Origin of the sequence: Shewanella sediminis HAW-EB3 (genome assembly GCF_000018025.1) — a bacterium.
GTDB lineage: Bacteria > Pseudomonadota > Gammaproteobacteria > Enterobacterales > Shewanellaceae > Shewanella > Shewanella sediminis.
Genome location: NC_009831.1, coordinates 3,651,163 through 3,667,041, shown reverse-complemented (window position 1 = coordinate 3,667,041; position 15,879 = coordinate 3,651,163). Strand labels below are relative to the sequence as shown.

General features: G+C 41.1%; 14 protein-coding genes. All 14 read left to right on the top strand.

All coding sequences use genetic code 11. The features are described 5' to 3' along the window. Positions 1–131: 131 nt before the first annotated feature. The 14 genes from rfaH to SSED_RS15835 all read left to right on the top strand — a co-directional run bounded on the left by rfaH (position 132) and on the right by SSED_RS15835 (position 15,093). Positions 132–671: a transcription/translation regulatory transformer protein RfaH gene (rfaH, locus tag SSED_RS15900; protein ID WP_012143367.1), complete on the top strand. Its 540-nt coding sequence runs from the start codon at positions 132–134 to the stop codon at positions 669–671. 314 nt (positions 672–985) lie between these two features. Beyond that, entirely contained in the window at positions 986–3,754 is a 2,769-nt protein-coding gene (locus tag SSED_RS15895; protein ID WP_012143366.1) for an SLBB domain-containing protein, read from the top strand. 164 nt (positions 3,755–3,918) lie between these two features. After that, positions 3,919–4,971 carry a UDP-N-acetylglucosamine--undecaprenyl-phosphate N-acetylglucosaminephosphotransferase gene (gene wecA, locus SSED_RS15890; RefSeq protein ID WP_012143365.1) on the top strand — a complete coding sequence of 351 codons (1,053 nt, stop codon included), beginning with the start codon at positions 3,919–3,921 and terminating at the stop codon, positions 4,969–4,971. Between the two features lie 46 nt (positions 4,972–5,017). Continuing rightward, positions 5,018–5,437, top strand: coding sequence for a type II secretion system major pseudopilin GspG (gspG, locus tag SSED_RS15885; protein WP_012143364.1), 420 nt, complete (start codon positions 5,018–5,020; stop codon positions 5,435–5,437). Beyond that, positions 5,437–7,089, top strand: coding sequence for a GspE/PulE family protein (locus SSED_RS15880; RefSeq protein WP_012143363.1), 1,653 nt, complete (start codon positions 5,437–5,439; stop codon positions 7,087–7,089). The genes gspG and SSED_RS15880 overlap by 1 nt, the downstream gene beginning before the upstream one ends. Further along, on the top strand, positions 7,089–8,300 hold the full coding sequence (locus SSED_RS15875) for a type II secretion system F family protein (protein ID WP_012143362.1): 1,212 nt from the start codon (positions 7,089–7,091) through the stop codon (positions 8,298–8,300). The genes SSED_RS15880 and SSED_RS15875 overlap by 1 nt, the downstream gene beginning before the upstream one ends. Position 8,301: 1 nt before the next feature. Then, positions 8,302–8,727: a pilus assembly FimT family protein gene (locus SSED_RS23715; protein ID WP_190273163.1), complete on the top strand. Its 426-nt coding sequence runs from the start codon at positions 8,302–8,304 to the stop codon at positions 8,725–8,727. Further along, positions 8,708–9,139 (top strand): PilW family protein, encoded by a 432-nt coding sequence (locus SSED_RS15865; protein WP_041421738.1) that lies wholly within the window; start codon positions 8,708–8,710, stop codon positions 9,137–9,139. The genes SSED_RS23715 and SSED_RS15865 overlap by 20 nt, the downstream gene beginning before the upstream one ends. Then, the gene (locus SSED_RS15860; RefSeq protein WP_012143359.1) at positions 9,136–9,810 is read left to right on the top strand and encodes a PulJ/GspJ family protein; all 675 of its coding nucleotides are present in this window, start codon (positions 9,136–9,138) and stop codon (positions 9,808–9,810) included. The genes SSED_RS15865 and SSED_RS15860 overlap by 4 nt, the downstream gene beginning before the upstream one ends. 11 nt (positions 9,811–9,821) lie before the next feature. Continuing rightward, positions 9,822–10,703, top strand: a complete 882-nt coding sequence (locus SSED_RS15855; protein WP_190273162.1) for a type II secretion system minor pseudopilin — start codon at positions 9,822–9,824, stop codon at positions 10,701–10,703. 61 nt (positions 10,704–10,764) lie between these two features. After that, positions 10,765–11,850, top strand: coding sequence for a hypothetical protein (locus SSED_RS15850; RefSeq protein ID WP_041421737.1), 1,086 nt, complete (start codon positions 10,765–10,767; stop codon positions 11,848–11,850). Then, entirely contained in the window at positions 11,843–12,394 is a 552-nt protein-coding gene (locus SSED_RS15845) for a hypothetical protein (RefSeq protein WP_012143356.1), read from the top strand. The genes SSED_RS15850 and SSED_RS15845 overlap by 8 nt, the downstream gene beginning before the upstream one ends. Next, entirely contained in the window at positions 12,381–12,902 is a 522-nt protein-coding gene (locus tag SSED_RS15840) for a hypothetical protein (protein ID WP_012143355.1), read from the top strand. The genes SSED_RS15845 and SSED_RS15840 overlap by 14 nt, the downstream gene beginning before the upstream one ends. Before the next feature lie 100 nt (positions 12,903–13,002). Continuing rightward, complete coding sequence (locus tag SSED_RS15835) at positions 13,003–15,093, top strand: secretin GspD/PilQ domain-containing protein (protein ID WP_012143354.1); 2,091 nt, start codon at positions 13,003–13,005, stop codon at positions 15,091–15,093. Positions 15,094–15,879 lie beyond the last annotated feature (786 nt).

Here is a 15,879-nt window from a genome sequence, read left to right as displayed (position 1 = left end):
TTATGAAATCGAATTGGAAATCACTAATTGTTGGTTAATAGAGACAATTAGGGCTGTTTAATTAGGCATCCTGATGCAAATGGCCGGTTAAAAGGACGTATAGGCATAATAATGCAAAGAGTAAAAATGTGATGAAAGCTTGGTATCTTTTATATTGTAAGCCTCGCGGAGAATCCAGAGCACTTCAAAATTTAACTATTCAAAATATTGAAACTTACCTACCAACTATTGCTGTCAAAAAGGAGCAAAAGGGTCAAGTTTCGGTCGTGAAAACTTCACTCTTCCCAAGTTACCTCTTTATTAAGTTTGATCCCAAAGAGGTAAGCGTTAGTCGAATAAATTCGACCCGTGGTGTTGTTCAGGTTGTTGGTTGTAAGGAGTTGATGACACCAATCGACGACGGGATTATAGATGCAATTCGACAACAAGAATACGAGTTGAACTCGATGACTCAAGGTTCAACCGATATCGGTTCGTCTTCCAATGAAGAGTTTGAACCCAAAGTGATTAATCCCGGTGAAAAAGTTCGCTTGACTGAAGGAGTATTCTCTACTCTTGAAGGGATTTTTCAAGAAAAAAGTGGTGATAAGCGTTGTCATGTTCTATTTGAGATAATGGGGGAGATGAAGAGCGTTAAAATTCCCATGTCTATCGTCAAGCCTTCTGATTAATTTCAAATGTGGCGTTGTCTCCGTTAAGCATGAGTTGGTTCTATGTTGCCTTTATGTTTTCAATGTGGAAACGAATGATTTTTTAGTCAGTTTGTTTTGATGTGCTACTGTACTGAGGTTATTAAAGGCGTATAATCGTGCGAAATTTTTATCTGAAAATTTATTGGTTTGCTGGTTCCAGCCTATAAATTAGTAGGAACAGTTATTGATTTATGTTTAAGAAAGTGAATTCATAGGTTTGAATTTGCCGATTTATTTTTTAGCTAGTGCCTTTTTGTGGGCACCGATTTTTGGTTTGATTCTCGGAGAGTGCGGTGTTACTAAAAGTAAAAAAACTCATTATAGTAAGCATAGGTGTTATATGTTTAGCAAGTGGGGCGGTTCAGGCTGTTACCCCTTCACCGCAAATGATCGAGCAATTCAAGACCTTACCTAAGGCAGAGCAAGAAAGGCTTGCCAAGCAATATGGGCTCGATCCATCAATGCTAAATGCTGACTCTACCACTACTCAAGAAGGGTTTGAAAATCAGTCAATTATCAACCCAAGAGAAGTGGAAGATGAAAAAGCGAAGGAGTTGAAAGAGCAGCAGATCATCGTAGATGAAGTCACTCAGTTCTTAAAAGATCAAAAAGATAAAGATACAAAAAAATTACAGCCATACGGTTATGACCTGTTTGAAGGTGAACCAATGACTTTCGCACCTGTATCGGATATTCCGGTACCGGGTGAGTACCTGGTTGGCCCTGGTGATAACATCAAGGTTCAGCTTTATGGTAAAGAGAATAAAGAGTATGACTTAGTCATCAGTCGTGACGGTAACATTCAGTTTCCTGAACTGGGTCCAATCTCAGTCTCTGGTTTGAAGTTTGAAGATCTGCGTAAGACGGTTTCGGCACGTATTAAGCAGCAGATGATCGGGGTAGAGACCAATATCACCATGGGTGAACTACGCTCTATTCGCATCTTTATCGCCGGTGATGCCTATAAACCAGGTTCATATACCGTATCCAGTCTCTCTACAATTACTCAGGCACTATTTGTTGCCGGTGGTATTGCTGAAATTGGCTCGTTAAGAAACATCCAACTCAAGCGTAAAGGTAAGCTTTTAGGCACATTAGACCTGTATGATTTGCTGATGCGGGGTGATGCATCGAACGACATGCGCCTGCGCTCAGGTGATGTGGTATTCATTCCATCTGTTGGTGGGCTTGTCTCGGTCGACGGTGAAGTCCGACGCCCGGCTATCTACGAGCTTAAAGGTAAAGAGTCCATGGGTGAGGTTATCGCCATGGCTGGTGGTCTCAAAGGCGCTGCCTATCCAAGAAGTAGTAGTATCGAGAGATACAATAAGCAAGGTTTGAAAACGATTAAGAATGTCGATCTGACAGCCGATAAAGGCCGAGCTGTGATAGCCAAAGCTGGCGACATTGTTAAAGTTAAAACGGCTACAACTCAATTCGAAGATGCGATTACCGTCCTTGGTGCAGTAATTCGTCCGGGTAAGTATCAGTGGTATCAAGGTCAAAGGGTCAGCGATCTGCTACCATCAATCTGGGGCGATTTCCAGCCTTCTGCCGATCTCGATTATGCGATTATCATCAGAGAGATCAATAAGCACGGTGATATAGAGGTGCATCAATTTGCACCGTCGCAGGCGATTATCACCAAAGCGGCTACAGAAGATTTAGAGCTCAGCCCACGTGACATAGTAATGGTGTTTAACTTCAGTGATGATGCACAGAATCGATTCGAACTCAATAAACTCGTTAGGGAAAGAGTCGAAAAAGTTGTACAACTTGTCGGTGACAGCTCTCTTTCGAAAGATCTATTCAAAGCAGGTTTTTCCCAGTTAGAAAATCAAAAACTGCGCAACCGCAGCCAACTTGGTGGCGTGGTAGTAGCTAAAGAGCAGGTAGAGGATGACGAAGCTTTAGCTATAAAAGGTGAAGTCAACAGGATGATGGCTAACCTGTTTGAAGATCCTGAACTCATCAAACTCAGTGGTTTGATGAACCGTAGTGAACTGCTTTATCCAATCATCATGAAGCTAAATCATCAGAGCCGTTCGGGCGATGGTGTACAGGTAGTTGCCATTAAGGGGCAGGTCTACCACGAGGGTATGTATCCACTCGCAGTTAATGCCAGAATTTCAGAGGCTGTTAAAGCGGCGGGAGGACTGAAAGAGGGCGCCTATACATCCAGAGCCGAACTGACTCGCACCGTCACCGTTGCAGATGGTTCGAACATCACCCACCAAAATATCGAACTATTAGCGGCATTAAATGGTGAGCCTAGCTCAAACTTGACATTAAAAGGCCGAGATATCCTGACTATCATGACCACGCCTGAGTGGCAGGAAAACAAGTCAGTCGAAATTCGTGGTGAGGTTCGCTTCCCGGGTGTCTATAACATTCGCCGTGGTGAAACGCTTAAAGAAGTCGTTGAGCGAGCAGGTGGCTTTACTAACTTTGCTTATCTTCCTTCATCGGTATTCGTTCGTGAATCGGTCCGTTTGCAGGAACAGCTGGAAATTAAAAAGTTAGCCGATCAGCTTCGACGGGATATCGCTACTCGTGGTGTCTCTAAAGATGGTGATGTTGTGAATTACGCCGATGCCCAGTTGATGTTAACGGATCTCGAGAATATCGAAGCCGTTGGTCGTCTCGTTGTTGACCTTTCAGCCATCTCAATTGGCATCGAACAAGCTGATCTTCAGTTGGAAGATTCTGATGTTCTTTACGTGCCATCAACCAAGCAAACTATAGCAGTAATGGGTGAAGTGCAGCACGCAGCAACTCACAGATATAAACAAGGGTTAACACTGGATCAGTATCTGAATATGTCAGGTGGTGTGAGAGAGAGAGCCGACGATGGCAGAACTTATGTTGTGAAAGCTAATGGCTCAGTGATGCTACCTAGCCGCTCAATGTGGTTTAGCAGTGAAGACCGTTTACAACCGGGTGACACCATTATTGTACCACTGGATACAGAATACAAAGATAATTTAACCCTTTGGACTCAGGTTACCAGTATCATCTATAATACAGCCGTTGCATTTGCTTCAATTTCTAATATTAAATAGAAACTGTGGCCGTTATGTTTTGAGTTAATTGAGGGTTGTAAGTCTTTGATTAACTATTTTACAAACATGTAGTGCAAAAACAGGTACTGCTTGAAAGTTCGAGTAGTGCTTGTTTTGTGCTCTGTTCAACGTTAGATCATTTGTAAGAAGATAGGAAAGCATTCATGGATTTTCTAATCCCTTTGAGTTGCGCGTTTTTCGTTTCGTTTATGGCGATACGCTGGGTTATCCCCGTCGCGGAAAGATTTGGCCTAGTTGATGTACCTGCTGGTAGGAAGCAACACGATGGAAAAGTTCCGCTTATTGGCGGCTTTGCCATCTACCTGAGTGTTTTAACAACAAGCATGATGTTCATTCCCAATAGCCAGGCACTCAATATCTATCTGGTGTCGGCGTCCTTGATCCTTTTTATCGGAGTATTAGACGATAAATACGATATTCCGGTCAGGTATCGTTTAGCGGCTCAGGTTATCATCGCCTCTATGATGATCTTCGGTGCTGGTCTATATCTCAAGGATTTAGGTAATCTGTTAGGCTTTGGGCTTATCTCACTTAGTTTTGTAGGCGTCTTTGTTACGGTTATCGCGGTTATCGGGGCGATTAACGCCTTCAATATGGTCGATGGTATCGATGGCCTTGCCGGAATGCTCAGTCTAATAACCTTTGCCGGGTTAGCTTTCCTGTTAAGCCGTGTAGGCAGTGACTGGTACCTCTTACCCCTCCTGTTTATTGCCTCATTGGTTGCTTACTTAATGTTTAATTTAGGTTGGCCGACTAAGATATTACGCAAAGTTTTTATGGGTGATGCCGGTAGTATGCTTATTGGTTTAACGGTTGTCTGGCTACTTGTTATCGGGGTCGATGATGGTGTAGATGCTTTTAGGCCGGTTACAGCACTTTACTTGATAGCTATCCCCTTAATGGACATGGCTGCAATTATGTTCAGAAGGATCAATAAAGGTGAATCACCTTTCAAACCCGATCGTGACCATCTGCATCATATTTTTATGCGCGCAGGGTTTACGCCAAGGCAGTCATTGGTCATTATTAGCCTATGTGCCAGCTTGTTCACCTTTGTTGGCGTATTATCTGAACTTTATCATGTTCCTGAAGTCATCATGTTTATCGGTTTTATTATGATCTTTGGACTCTATAGTTATGCCATTCAGCATGCCTGGCAGATATTGTCGTGGTTCAGAAGTCAATTTTATTCATAGTGCTTTATTTAGCAGTCGAATTATGTGTTAAGAGGTAAGATTTTAAATGGTTAAGATAAGCAGTTTGTTACGTAGAAAAAACTCAGGCTTTACGCTAGTTGAGCTACTTATTGTCATTACTATCTTGGGACTACTGATGTCTCTGGTAGCACCCAAAATGTTCAGTAAGGTTAGTTCAACTCAGCGCAGTACCGCAGTTGCTCAAATGCAAAACCTCGAAACATCACTCGATACATATAGATTAGATGTAGGCTCTTATCCGGCTAACCTGCAAGAGCTAAGAAGTTCAACCAAACGCGGTTGGGATGGCCCGTATTTGCCAAAAGATGTGCCATTAGATCCTTGGGGGAATCCATACCAATATGAATCTCCAGGAGAAGGTGGTTTACCTTATTCTCTGAGATCTTTAGGTAAAGACGGCCAAGTTGGCGGCACAGACGATAACGAAGATATTATCCACCAATAATGAATATTGAAACACTACTGACGCAAGACTTCGCCGTATCAACAGTCGATATTGAAAAAGCAATTGCTTATCAAAAACGTGCTAATGGTCGCCTTGAAAAAATTCTTGTTAATATGGGAGCCTTGTCTGAAGAGGTACTACCGCGCCTTTATAGCAAGCTTTTACAATTGCCCTTGGTCGATATCAACGCTTTGCAAGACTGGCAAGCGCCAGTTTGGGAAGAAAAAGTCGACCTTTCAAAATTAGTTGAACATGGTTGGTACCCACTTCAGCAGACTAAAGGTGTTTGGACTATTGCGGTTCAGGACCCACTTAACTTTGATATCATGCAACTGTTAGAGTTTTATCAAATTCAGTTTGAACTGCAGGTACTCGATGATGAAACGACTACGGTATTAGTCGGTCATTATCAAGATGCAGAGTTACAAACCGCTGATAATGAACTATCTACCGATGAAGAGGAAAGGTTAAAGGAGTTAGCTACAGAAGCACCGACAGTTAACCTTTTAAATTCTTTGATTGGTAGAGCATTAAAGGCTGGTGCTTCAGATATGCATCTGGAACCATACCAAGAGAAGTATCGAATTCGATTCCGTATCGATGGGGTACTGCAAGATATCGAGATGCTCCCGGCAAAGATGCGTCTACCTATAGCATCACGTCTGAAAATTTTGTCAGGTATGGATATCGCTGAAAAGCGAAAGCCTCAAGATGGCAAAATCGAAATGAAGATCGCCTCTGAAGAGTTTGATATTCGAGTATCGGCCTTACCATTGAACGATGGCGAGAGTATTGTGATGCGTTTTCTGCGTAAAGAAGCCATTAAGTACGATATGGATGTGCTCGGTCTATCCGGTGATATCCGTGAGCTGATTGAGGAAGATCTTAAAACCACGGCGGGTGTTATTCTGCTAACCGGCCCAACCGGTAGTGGTAAAACGACAAGTTTATATACCTTCCTCAACTCCATTAATAATAGTGACGTAAAAATTATTACCCTCGAAGATCCAGTCGAGTATCAACTGGAAGGGGTTAACCAGGTTCAGGTTCAGTCTGAAATCGGCTTCGATTTCTCAGCCGGCCTTCGAAGCATAGTCAGGCAAGATCCCGATGTGATCATGTTAGGTGAAATTCGTGACTCAGAAACTGCTCAAATCGCCATGCAGTCTGCACTCACCGGACACCTGGTATTCAGTACTGTTCATACAAATGATGCGGCCAGTGCCTATACTCGCTTAATTGACTTGGGTGCTGAAGAGTTTCTACTTAATGCGGCGATAACCTCTGTTATTGCGCAACGTTTGGCTCGAAAGCTGTGTAAGCATTGTTCGCTACCTCATCCCGATGCAGATAAAATAATTGAAAAGTATCAGTTAAGACCTTTAGCAGATCAGTGTGGAGTCGAAATAAACCTCCATATTCCAAATGGGTGTGAGCACTGTAATGAAAGTGGCTATAGCGGCCGAATTGCGATTGTTGAATACCTTCGCTGTGATGACGAGATAAAAATGCTACCGAAAGATAAACATTTTCCTATCGTTGCCCGCGAAACTGCAAAGAAAAGGGGTTATCGAAACTTGCTAGAAGATGGGCTTTATAAGGCCATGATAGGTATCACTTCAGTAGATGAAGTGCTTCGGGTTGCCGGATAATGGCGCAATTTACGTACAAGGCTTACGATGCCAGCGGCGCAGTTGTGACCGGTGAAATGGAAGCTGTTAACTCTGGACAAGCTAAAGAGCAGTTACTGAGAGATAAACTTCGCCCGGTGCAGCTCGTCGAAAAAGCGGTTGCTGCAGAAGGAATAAAGCTAAGCTTTGGTAACAATAACGTGGTGACGCTGGACGATGTAGAGTTTGTCACCGCCGAGTTAAGCTTGCTGCTGCAAAGTGGCGTTAAAATTGACAAGGCCTTGTCAGTTCTTGCCAGAACAAAGTCAGGAACCGCACTGGCTGACTTACTACAAAAACTATCCAATGATGTACGTAAAGGTCAAAGCCTCAGTGAAGCTATGGCTAAGCATCCTAAGGTGTTTGATAATCTCTATATCAACCTGGTCACCATTGGTGAGTCTAGTGGTAATCTTGTTGAAGTCTTTGCCGGTTTAGCTCAAGATCTCAAATACAGAAAAGAGCTCAAGAGTAAGATCACACAGGCAATTGTCTATCCAAGTGTAATTCTGTTGGTCTGTATCTGTTCAGTACTATTTATCTTTAATTTTGTTGTACCTAAACTGACCGTTATGTTTGCCGATGCGGCAGAGCTCCCCATCTATACCGAAATTCTGCTTGGAGTGTCCGACTGGATCCAATCCTATCAGATCCATCTGTTTGTCGTCGTTGCAGCCATAGCTTTCGGCTTTCGCTGGATGATGCAGCAGGGGCATTTTGCTCATAAGTTTGACGACATTGTATTGCAACTTCCTGTGCTGAGGAATTCTGTTAATTTGGTCGAACGTATCCGGTTTGCCAGTAGCATGTCCTTGATGCTCAATTCGGATGTTAAGCTAGATCAGGCCCTAGTATTATCTGCGGGTAGTGTTAAAAACCGTGTTATCGCGAGAAACCTCTCGGGTGTAAAAGACAAAGTCCGTAAGGGAGAGTCAATTACTGTTGCGTTAAAGCAGAGTGGTCTATTTCCTGACTTGTTTATGTCACTGCTCGAAGTGGGTGAGGAGAGTGGTAAAATGGCGCCTGTATTTGAGGAAATTGCTGGTCGTTCACGTACCGAGTTTTCAAATTGGACCGATAAGATGACAAGTCTAATCGAGCCTTTGATGATCCTCTTTATGGGGGGGATTGTAGGTTCGGTGGTTGTGGTGATGATGATGAGTATTGTATCTGTTAATGATATTGGGATTTAAGTTGAAGTCATTAACTTATTCTAAGGTCAGAGGTTTTACACTCATAGAACTCATAGTTGTTATGTCTATAATGGCAATTGTGATGTCTTTGGTTGGGCCATTGACGATACAAATGATTAATAGAGCTCAAGCACAGTCAGAACTAATAGCCTTCAAAAATAACTTACAAAAAATAAGTTACCTCTCTTTTGCCAGCGCTACTGAATATACCTTTGAATTTGAAAATAGCCACTTTAAGCTATTTAAGAGCAATGAACTGTTTAAACAGTCAAGTTTTGAGTATCTTTCATTGGGTGACCAAAAGATAACTTTTAACAGTCGGGGCTACCCCAAGCCAGAAATATTAAGTGTCGAAATGCCTTCAAAAATCGATGAGATAAATGTATTTAGGTTAATTGAGGGTGTCGATGCGCAAGTTACCGACTAATTCGAAAGGTTTCACACTGATAGAGGTGTTAGTTGCAGGTGTGATTCTAATTATCACCGTTTCGGCTATGACTCTCGTCTACAGAACAGCTTCAATCTCTAGTTTGACGGCTTCAAAAAATGTCAATTTTAGCGGCAGTGTGGGGTTAATACTCAATACAATAAAAAGTGAGATTAGAGGTACTAATGCTTCAACAGCACTAGAAGGCTCCGGGGAGATAGGAGGAGTTAACTATACCTGGAGCTCAACCTTGATATCCAAAAAAGGGCCACCGGCAAGATTTGAGCCTGATTCAGGTAAGTGGGTTGTACCACCCGAAAAGTTTTTCCTCTGGCAAGTAGAGCTAACTATTAGCAGTGAAGCGAAAGAAAAGCACTATAGCTTCAAAGAGATCAGTTGGTTAGCTAAATGATCCGAGTATCCAGAGGTTTTACACTTGTCGAACTGCTGATTTCTATGACATTACTTTCGATGATCATGTTATTGGGAAGTTGGAGTTTTTCTGTTTTCACCAATAAATGGGAAGGACGCCTTGGGTATTTCTCTCAGCACGTATCTCAGACAAAAGATCATATTCTTTTGAATGATGTCATTATGTCCATTATCCCTTATGTATCCAAGGTTAAGAATAATCCTAAGTATTACTTTTCTGCTTCAGCGTCAGAGCTGAAAGCTGTGACACAGAGTTCAATTTTTCATCCCGGCCAACCAGTTGTATTTAGATTATCAGTAGAAGAGTCAGATGATGGTAGTAAATATCTTTTGTATCAAGAGTCCTTGCTGAGTGTATTTGAAGAGAATACTGACATTGTTTATACGCATGAGAAAATTTTGATAGCTAAGGCAAGTGCAATATCCTTTAGTGCCTTTGGCTGGTCTAGTGCCCAGTCAAAGATAAGAAGTGAAGATCCGATATCAGCTGGTACAAATGAAAAACCAGTATGGCGTACTAATTATAATTCGGTACAGTCAAATTTAATGCCTATCTCAATTCGAGTGGCATGGGATGGTAATCTTGTCAGCTTTCCGGTTCAAAATGATCAGGGGATGTGGTTAACCTTGATGATAGGGGAAAGTAACTGATGGGAGCATTAATGTCTCACTCTAAGTCAAAAGGCATGGCACTTTTTCAAGTATTGTTGATCACTATGGTGATCAGTATCTTGGCATTACAGTTTACCCAAACAGCCAAAAACCAGATAATAATTGCTGCAACTATCGTCGATAGAGTACAAGCTCAAGTCAATTTGAAAAATACTGAGTCAGAATTATTATTTGCCTTGTTTACTGAGGTGAGAACCGGGCAAACAAGTGATGAAAATCAATTAGCTCAACATTGGAATTTTCATGGCAAACCTTTCACTACTGACGAAAATGTGAAGGTATCAATGCAAGACCAAAATGGTTTGATTAGCCTCTATAAAGGAAGACCTCAAAAGTTATTGGAATCAATGATAAACTATCTGGGAGTTGAAAATGTATCAGCTTCTGTTGCGAGTAATAGTTTAATTGATTGGCAAGATGGGGATGATTTAATAAGAGCTAATGGAGCTGAAGCGAGTTACTATGGGGCTCCGGGCATGCCCACGAATATGCCATTACAAACTTATTCTGAAACACAGAACATTCGTGGTTTTACTCCTGAATTAGTCGAGGCTCTGGCGCCGTATGTCACTATTCGACCACAAACTTATTTCAACCCTATGACTGCACCAAAAGAGATTTTAGCTATAGTTGTCGGCGCTGATAAGGCTAATCAGATTATATCGCTGAGAGAGACCAGTTCACTTTCTAACTCTATGTTTCAGCAGTTATCTGGTATCAGACAAGATGAAGGGATAAATTTTTCGCCTAGTGGCCTGTTAAAAATTAGTCTTAAATCAAATGTAAATGACGTGATACTTGAAAAAAGTATTGAAATTTTGGTCCAGCCACTAAATCTGCATCCGTTGATTGAATATCAAGTAATAAATTAATGTAATATGCGAGAGCAGACTCAATCGTGTCACTATTCACAATAAAAGTTTGGACAAGATATTGAAATATAAATACATCAACAAGTTCGTGTTTTACTATTCAAAACAGAGCTTCAGATTACAAGATGATGGTCTTGAACCCATAGAAAGATCAAACTTGGCTAAAGTGATGATAGTAGCCAGGCAGCATTATATTGAACGTGCAATCTCATTACCGATCACGTTAACTAAAGATGTGAATGCGGCAATCCAATTCGAAATTGAGTCACTGCAAAGTGAGTTTCACCTGTTTCACAAAATCATCAGTACAGCTGACGGTAAAACGCAGGTCATGATATGGCAGATCCCGAGAGATATTGTGCCAAAAGGCGTAATGCTGGTGTTGCCTGAAACATATTTACTCTCTTTCATTTTAGAAACTAATCAGGTTTGTGTTTACCAAGCGCCTTCTGGTGCGGGCCCCGTAAAACTGGTTAAAACGACCAAAAAAATCTGCTCCTCGGCAAGCGAGCAGCAGTCACTGGCCATCTTCTCCCAAGCAGCAGGTGTGAACCTTCAAAATACGCTGGATATCAGTGCTGAAGAATTTTTGAGCCACCTGTTAAATGCTTTGAAGATTTCTGTTAAGCATCTAGTGACCGGTTTTTGGGTAAAACCGTCGGCGGAGAAAAAAGATTGGGGACAAATTTTAAAGCCTTTAATTGTGCCTATAGCGACATTTTTCATCGGTTATTTGGCAATCACTTCGTTATACGTCTCTTACCGTTTATCCACTGTCAGCAATATGATTGAAGATCAAAGAGAAGATATCGATACTGTACTCACGTTACAGTCAAGTATTCACGAGTTACAAAATCAGATTGAGCAATATCAATCGATGAGTTCAAGCGAAGAGCCTGCTTTCAGAATGTGGCAAGTATTCGCTCCCCTTTACAAGCAAGGAATACAATTTAAGTTTATTCGTTATAACGGACAACAGGTGTTTTTTAGCGCGTCAGCCAAGTCGGCATCTAAGGTCTTAGAGCAACTATTGAATGTTAAAACTGTGATTTCCCCTCAGTTTAGTACGGCAGTAAGAAAAACGGGTGATGAGGAGACATTCATCATTAAGTTCTCCCTGGCAGCTGAGGAAAGTCTAGATGAATAACAAACCTTTACTATTAGGTGCTCTGGCAGTTTTATTTCTGTTGAAATTCATTGTTGTACCCGTTATCGAGTGGCAAGATGAAGCCGTTTTAGAAACTAAAAACTTACAGTCAAAAATTGATAAATCCCAGTCCCATATCAAAGATCTACCTAACTTAGTCAAATACAAGGATCAGTTAGAGGTCAGTTTGACTAAAGCGAAAGAAACCATTGAACGATACAATGACGCCAGTCGATATCAGATATCCAAGCAGCGGCAGTTTGAAGCGCTATTTAAAGAGCATCAGTTGACTATGTCCAGTAGCAACTGGAGAGATGTTGTTAAAACCGATAACGGCTCGACTTTTCAGCTACAAGTCCAGTTTAATGGTATGTTAAGCGATTTTATCGCCTTTCATTTGCAAGTGAATGCTATGGGGCCAAGTGTGGTGATTGGTAATCTTGGTTTGAATATTCGGGGTCAATCTCAGGCATCGCTTGGATATATGACCGGAAATATGGTCATATTTTTCAATCCCGCGGAGAGTGTCGATGCAACTATCTAACCAAAAATCATGGGCTATTGCTGCTTGCATAACGGCGTTGGTTGTTAGTTGGGATTTTAGCAATAGAATCATGATTTCAAATCATTCTAAAGTTTCAAACACAGAATTAGATATGAGCTATATTGCTTTATCCCAAGCTAGTTCTGATAACACCGATGATAAGATAATCGGTCTGTATGCTGAATATGATAAACCTGTAGCACCAGTTACTCCGGCTTCTGACATTCTGGAAACTAAAAAGAGTGGCATGACAGCCGAGCAGATGAAGAATCAGGAAGGGAGACTGGATAAGTTTTTCATCGGAGATTATACCTATGTACTATCGGGTGTTTTTTTCGAAAAATCTAGATTTGCTGTTTTGTTACAAACGAGTATAAAGACAAACAAAGTAAAAGAGATTAAGGTTTCTCAAGGTGAGAACATCGGAGAGTATCTTGTCGATAATATCTCTGAAAAAAGAATTGTTTTTAGTGAGCAAGACAGAAAAGTGGAATTATCGATTTTTTAGCATGTTCCAAACAACTAACTTTTCGTTAATGCTGGCTAATAAGATCACTCAGCGTTATCGATAAAACACTTTTATTACATTTTACTAATTAAGAATAACCATGAATCTAGTTAAGAAGAATTTTTTTGGTTTGAAAATAAACCAACTGGCAATAGCCGTGTCCTGTGCGCTTTTATTAACGAATTGTGCATCTACTTCTGAGCATAAAGTCGACTATTTAGAAACCGGTGATAAATTTCAAATAAAACCTTCTTACCTGAAAAGTGATAAACTTTCCGATGGTATAGTAGAACAGACAACTCAGACGGATGAAGAGTCTGAAATGTCTGGAGAGCTAGGGGTTGAAAAACTTAGTCCGTTATCCAGAGAAAAGGTTAGTGTTTCCTCTGAAGGATTAAATCGGCATTTTAGCGATAGCAAAGAACTTTCTGTTACTGTCAATGATATGACAATGAAATCTTTCTTGAATTATGTCTTCGGTGATCTACTTTCGATAGATTATGTTATTGGTAAAAATGTAGAAAACTCTAAAATAACCCTAAATGTAGCAAGTAAAATCAGTCCCAGAAAACTGTTTGAAATGACCACTCAGGTTCTACAGGAACAAAGAGTTGGCATTAGGTTGAATGATGGTATCTATTACATATATCAGCTTCCACAAGGCGGTAAAGTCAGCGTCGCCATGGGGTTTGGGCGAGACAGCCAATCTGTACCACAGAACTCCGGGCAGGTACTGCAGGTTGTTCCACTTAAATATGGTGTTCGGATTAGCGTCGAGAGAACGCTAAACGGCTTGGTCGATGCGAAAATAACACCAGATTTTGAACAAAGTGCATTGTTTATTCAGGGAACACGCGATCAAATTATACGAGCACTCGATCTGATTCGCCTTCTTGATGTACCTTCCAATAGAGGCAAGTATATATCCTTGATATCTCCAGTTTTTATTTCGGTTGATGATTTTGTTTCATCGACCACAGAACTACTTAAAACGGAAGGTATCGAGATCCCTAAACCGGGTAGTAATAACGGTAACTTATTGTTTGTGCCGTTAAGTCAACTAGGGTCAGTGGCTGTTTTCTCGGCTGAGCAAGAGTTGCTAAATAGAGTCGAGTATTGGGCGGCACAAATTGACAAGCCCAGTAAAGGGACTGAGCGTCAGTATCATATCTACACACCAAAGTTCGCTCGAGCATCCGATCTGGGTGACAGTATCTCTCCGCTTATTAGCGGGGAGAGCTATTCGGGGAATAGTAAAAAAACATCGAGTAAAGATAATAAAGATTCATCGGTAGTGGATAATAATAGCTCTATGTCTACTCTAACCAGTAACGATAAGATGACCTTGGTCGTCGACGCACGGTCTAACTCTTTAATATTTCATGCATCGGGTACAGAATATCAATCTATCCTTCCTCTCGTGCAAAGAATGGATATTTTGCCAAAGCAAGTCTTGTTAAGCGTGACGATTGCTGAAGTCAAATTAACTGGTGAATTTAAGCGTGGTTTCGAATTTGCGCTCAGCAGTGGTAATTTTAGCGGGTCTACCAAGGGCGGATTAGGCTTAGATGAAATTGTGGGAGGGACTTTTAGTTGGAAGTCGGGGGCAAATGAGATTATTGGCAAATTTGTCGAAGAAAACTCCCAAGTTAACATTCTATCTAAACCCTCTCTGCTTGTTCGTGACGGCACCGAAGCCAACATTAATGTCGGCGACAAGATCCCGGTCAGTAGTGGTAGTTCATCTAGTGGAAGTGGTGAGGTGGTTACCGAAAATATCACCTATCGTGAAACGGGGATTAAATTGACGGTGACGCCAACGGTAAACGCGCAAGGTGTGGTTATCATGGAGATTAATCAGGAGATCTCCAACCAGGTCGTCGGCCCGGTGGGTAAGGGAGGTAACCCGACCTTTTTCGACCGAAGTATCAAAACAGAGGTGGTTGCAGATACCGGGCAGACGATTTTGTTGGGTGGTTTGATAAGTGACGACACTACAAACAGCAATAAAGGTGTACCATATCTTAAATCTATTCCCTTAATAGGTGCTCTTTTTGAGTCGGATTCAAAGAACAATACCAAAACTGAGTTGGTCATCATGGTTACGCCAAAGATTGTCGAGCGTTCGAGTCAATGGAATGGGATTCTGAATCAGTTCCAGAAGGCCTTGACCAACATAGATATCGAATAACTTGTTTAATTTTTGTAAGGGAGAAGTGTGATGTGCTTCTCCTTTTTGAGCCTTGGTAAAGTATATAAATCTAATAGGTAACAATTTAGTTGTATTGCAACCCCCTTGATTTCTGGCCGGTCAGTTCAAACCATCGGCTGGCTATGTATCTTAAATGTTCCGTTAATATACGGGGCATACAACAGCATTGAATTCATTGATTAACTGAGTCATAAACTAAAATATTATAAGATGTTGGTTTCAACGATGTTATTACAATGTTTTGTTGCGGCGCTAAGTTTAAGCTGAGGTGTTATTTCAGTGATTCGTATCAATGTTTACAGCTTTAAAGTGAGTTTTTACTTGTGACAACAGGCTCCCTTGATAAAATGGTTTCACAATATCTGTTGCTGTTAACTTATTGCCCACAGACGGAGATAGATTACAGGCTTGTAAGATATTGTTTATCTAAGGTATAAGAAAACCCTCGTTTGGTTGATAAGTAAACAGTTTTTCCGGTTTTAGAGGTTGACACAAATTAATTACACTCTAGAATTGGTTCCGGTGTAAGCATCCAAGATGCTGCGTAGCTATTGTGTAAATAGCATACTTGATTCTAGCCGAAGTATTACTAGGTATAGTAATTACTAGTCATTACTACATTTAGTATTGATAATTGAAGATTCAAGGATTTCTTGGTTTTTCTTGTCAGGGTTAGAAAAGAGGGTGGTGTTGAGGTGGTTTACCCACGTTAAATTTAACAAAAAGAAGAGTCCACACTACCCCTTAATTGGAAATGGATAATTC

Bases quoted from the DNA above. Each gene is read 5' to 3' on its own strand.
- wecA (WP_012143365.1), top strand. From the start codon at position 3,919: ATGGATTTTCTAATCCCTTTGAGTTGCGCGTTTTTCGTTTCGTTTATG.
- SSED_RS15855 (WP_190273162.1), top strand. From the start codon at position 9,822: ATGTCTCACTCTAAGTCAAAAGGCATGGCACTTTTTCAAGTATTGTTG.
- gspG (WP_012143364.1), top strand. From the start codon at position 5,018: ATGGTTAAGATAAGCAGTTTGTTACGTAGAAAAAACTCAGGCTTTACG.
- SSED_RS15840 (WP_012143355.1), top strand. From the start codon at position 12,381: ATGCAACTATCTAACCAAAAATCATGGGCTATTGCTGCTTGCATAACG.
- SSED_RS15865 (WP_041421738.1), top strand. From the start codon at position 8,708: ATGCGCAAGTTACCGACTAATTCGAAAGGTTTCACACTGATAGAGGTG.
- SSED_RS15880 (WP_012143363.1), top strand. From the start codon at position 5,437: ATGAATATTGAAACACTACTGACGCAAGACTTCGCCGTATCAACAGTC.
- SSED_RS15875 (WP_012143362.1), top strand. From the start codon at position 7,089: ATGGCGCAATTTACGTACAAGGCTTACGATGCCAGCGGCGCAGTTGTG.
- SSED_RS15845 (WP_012143356.1), top strand. From the start codon at position 11,843: ATGAATAACAAACCTTTACTATTAGGTGCTCTGGCAGTTTTATTTCTG.
- SSED_RS15835 (WP_012143354.1), top strand. From the start codon at position 13,003: ATGAATCTAGTTAAGAAGAATTTTTTTGGTTTGAAAATAAACCAACTG.
- rfaH (WP_012143367.1), top strand. From the start codon at position 132: ATGAAAGCTTGGTATCTTTTATATTGTAAGCCTCGCGGAGAATCCAGA.
- SSED_RS15860 (WP_012143359.1), top strand. From the start codon at position 9,136: ATGATCCGAGTATCCAGAGGTTTTACACTTGTCGAACTGCTGATTTCT.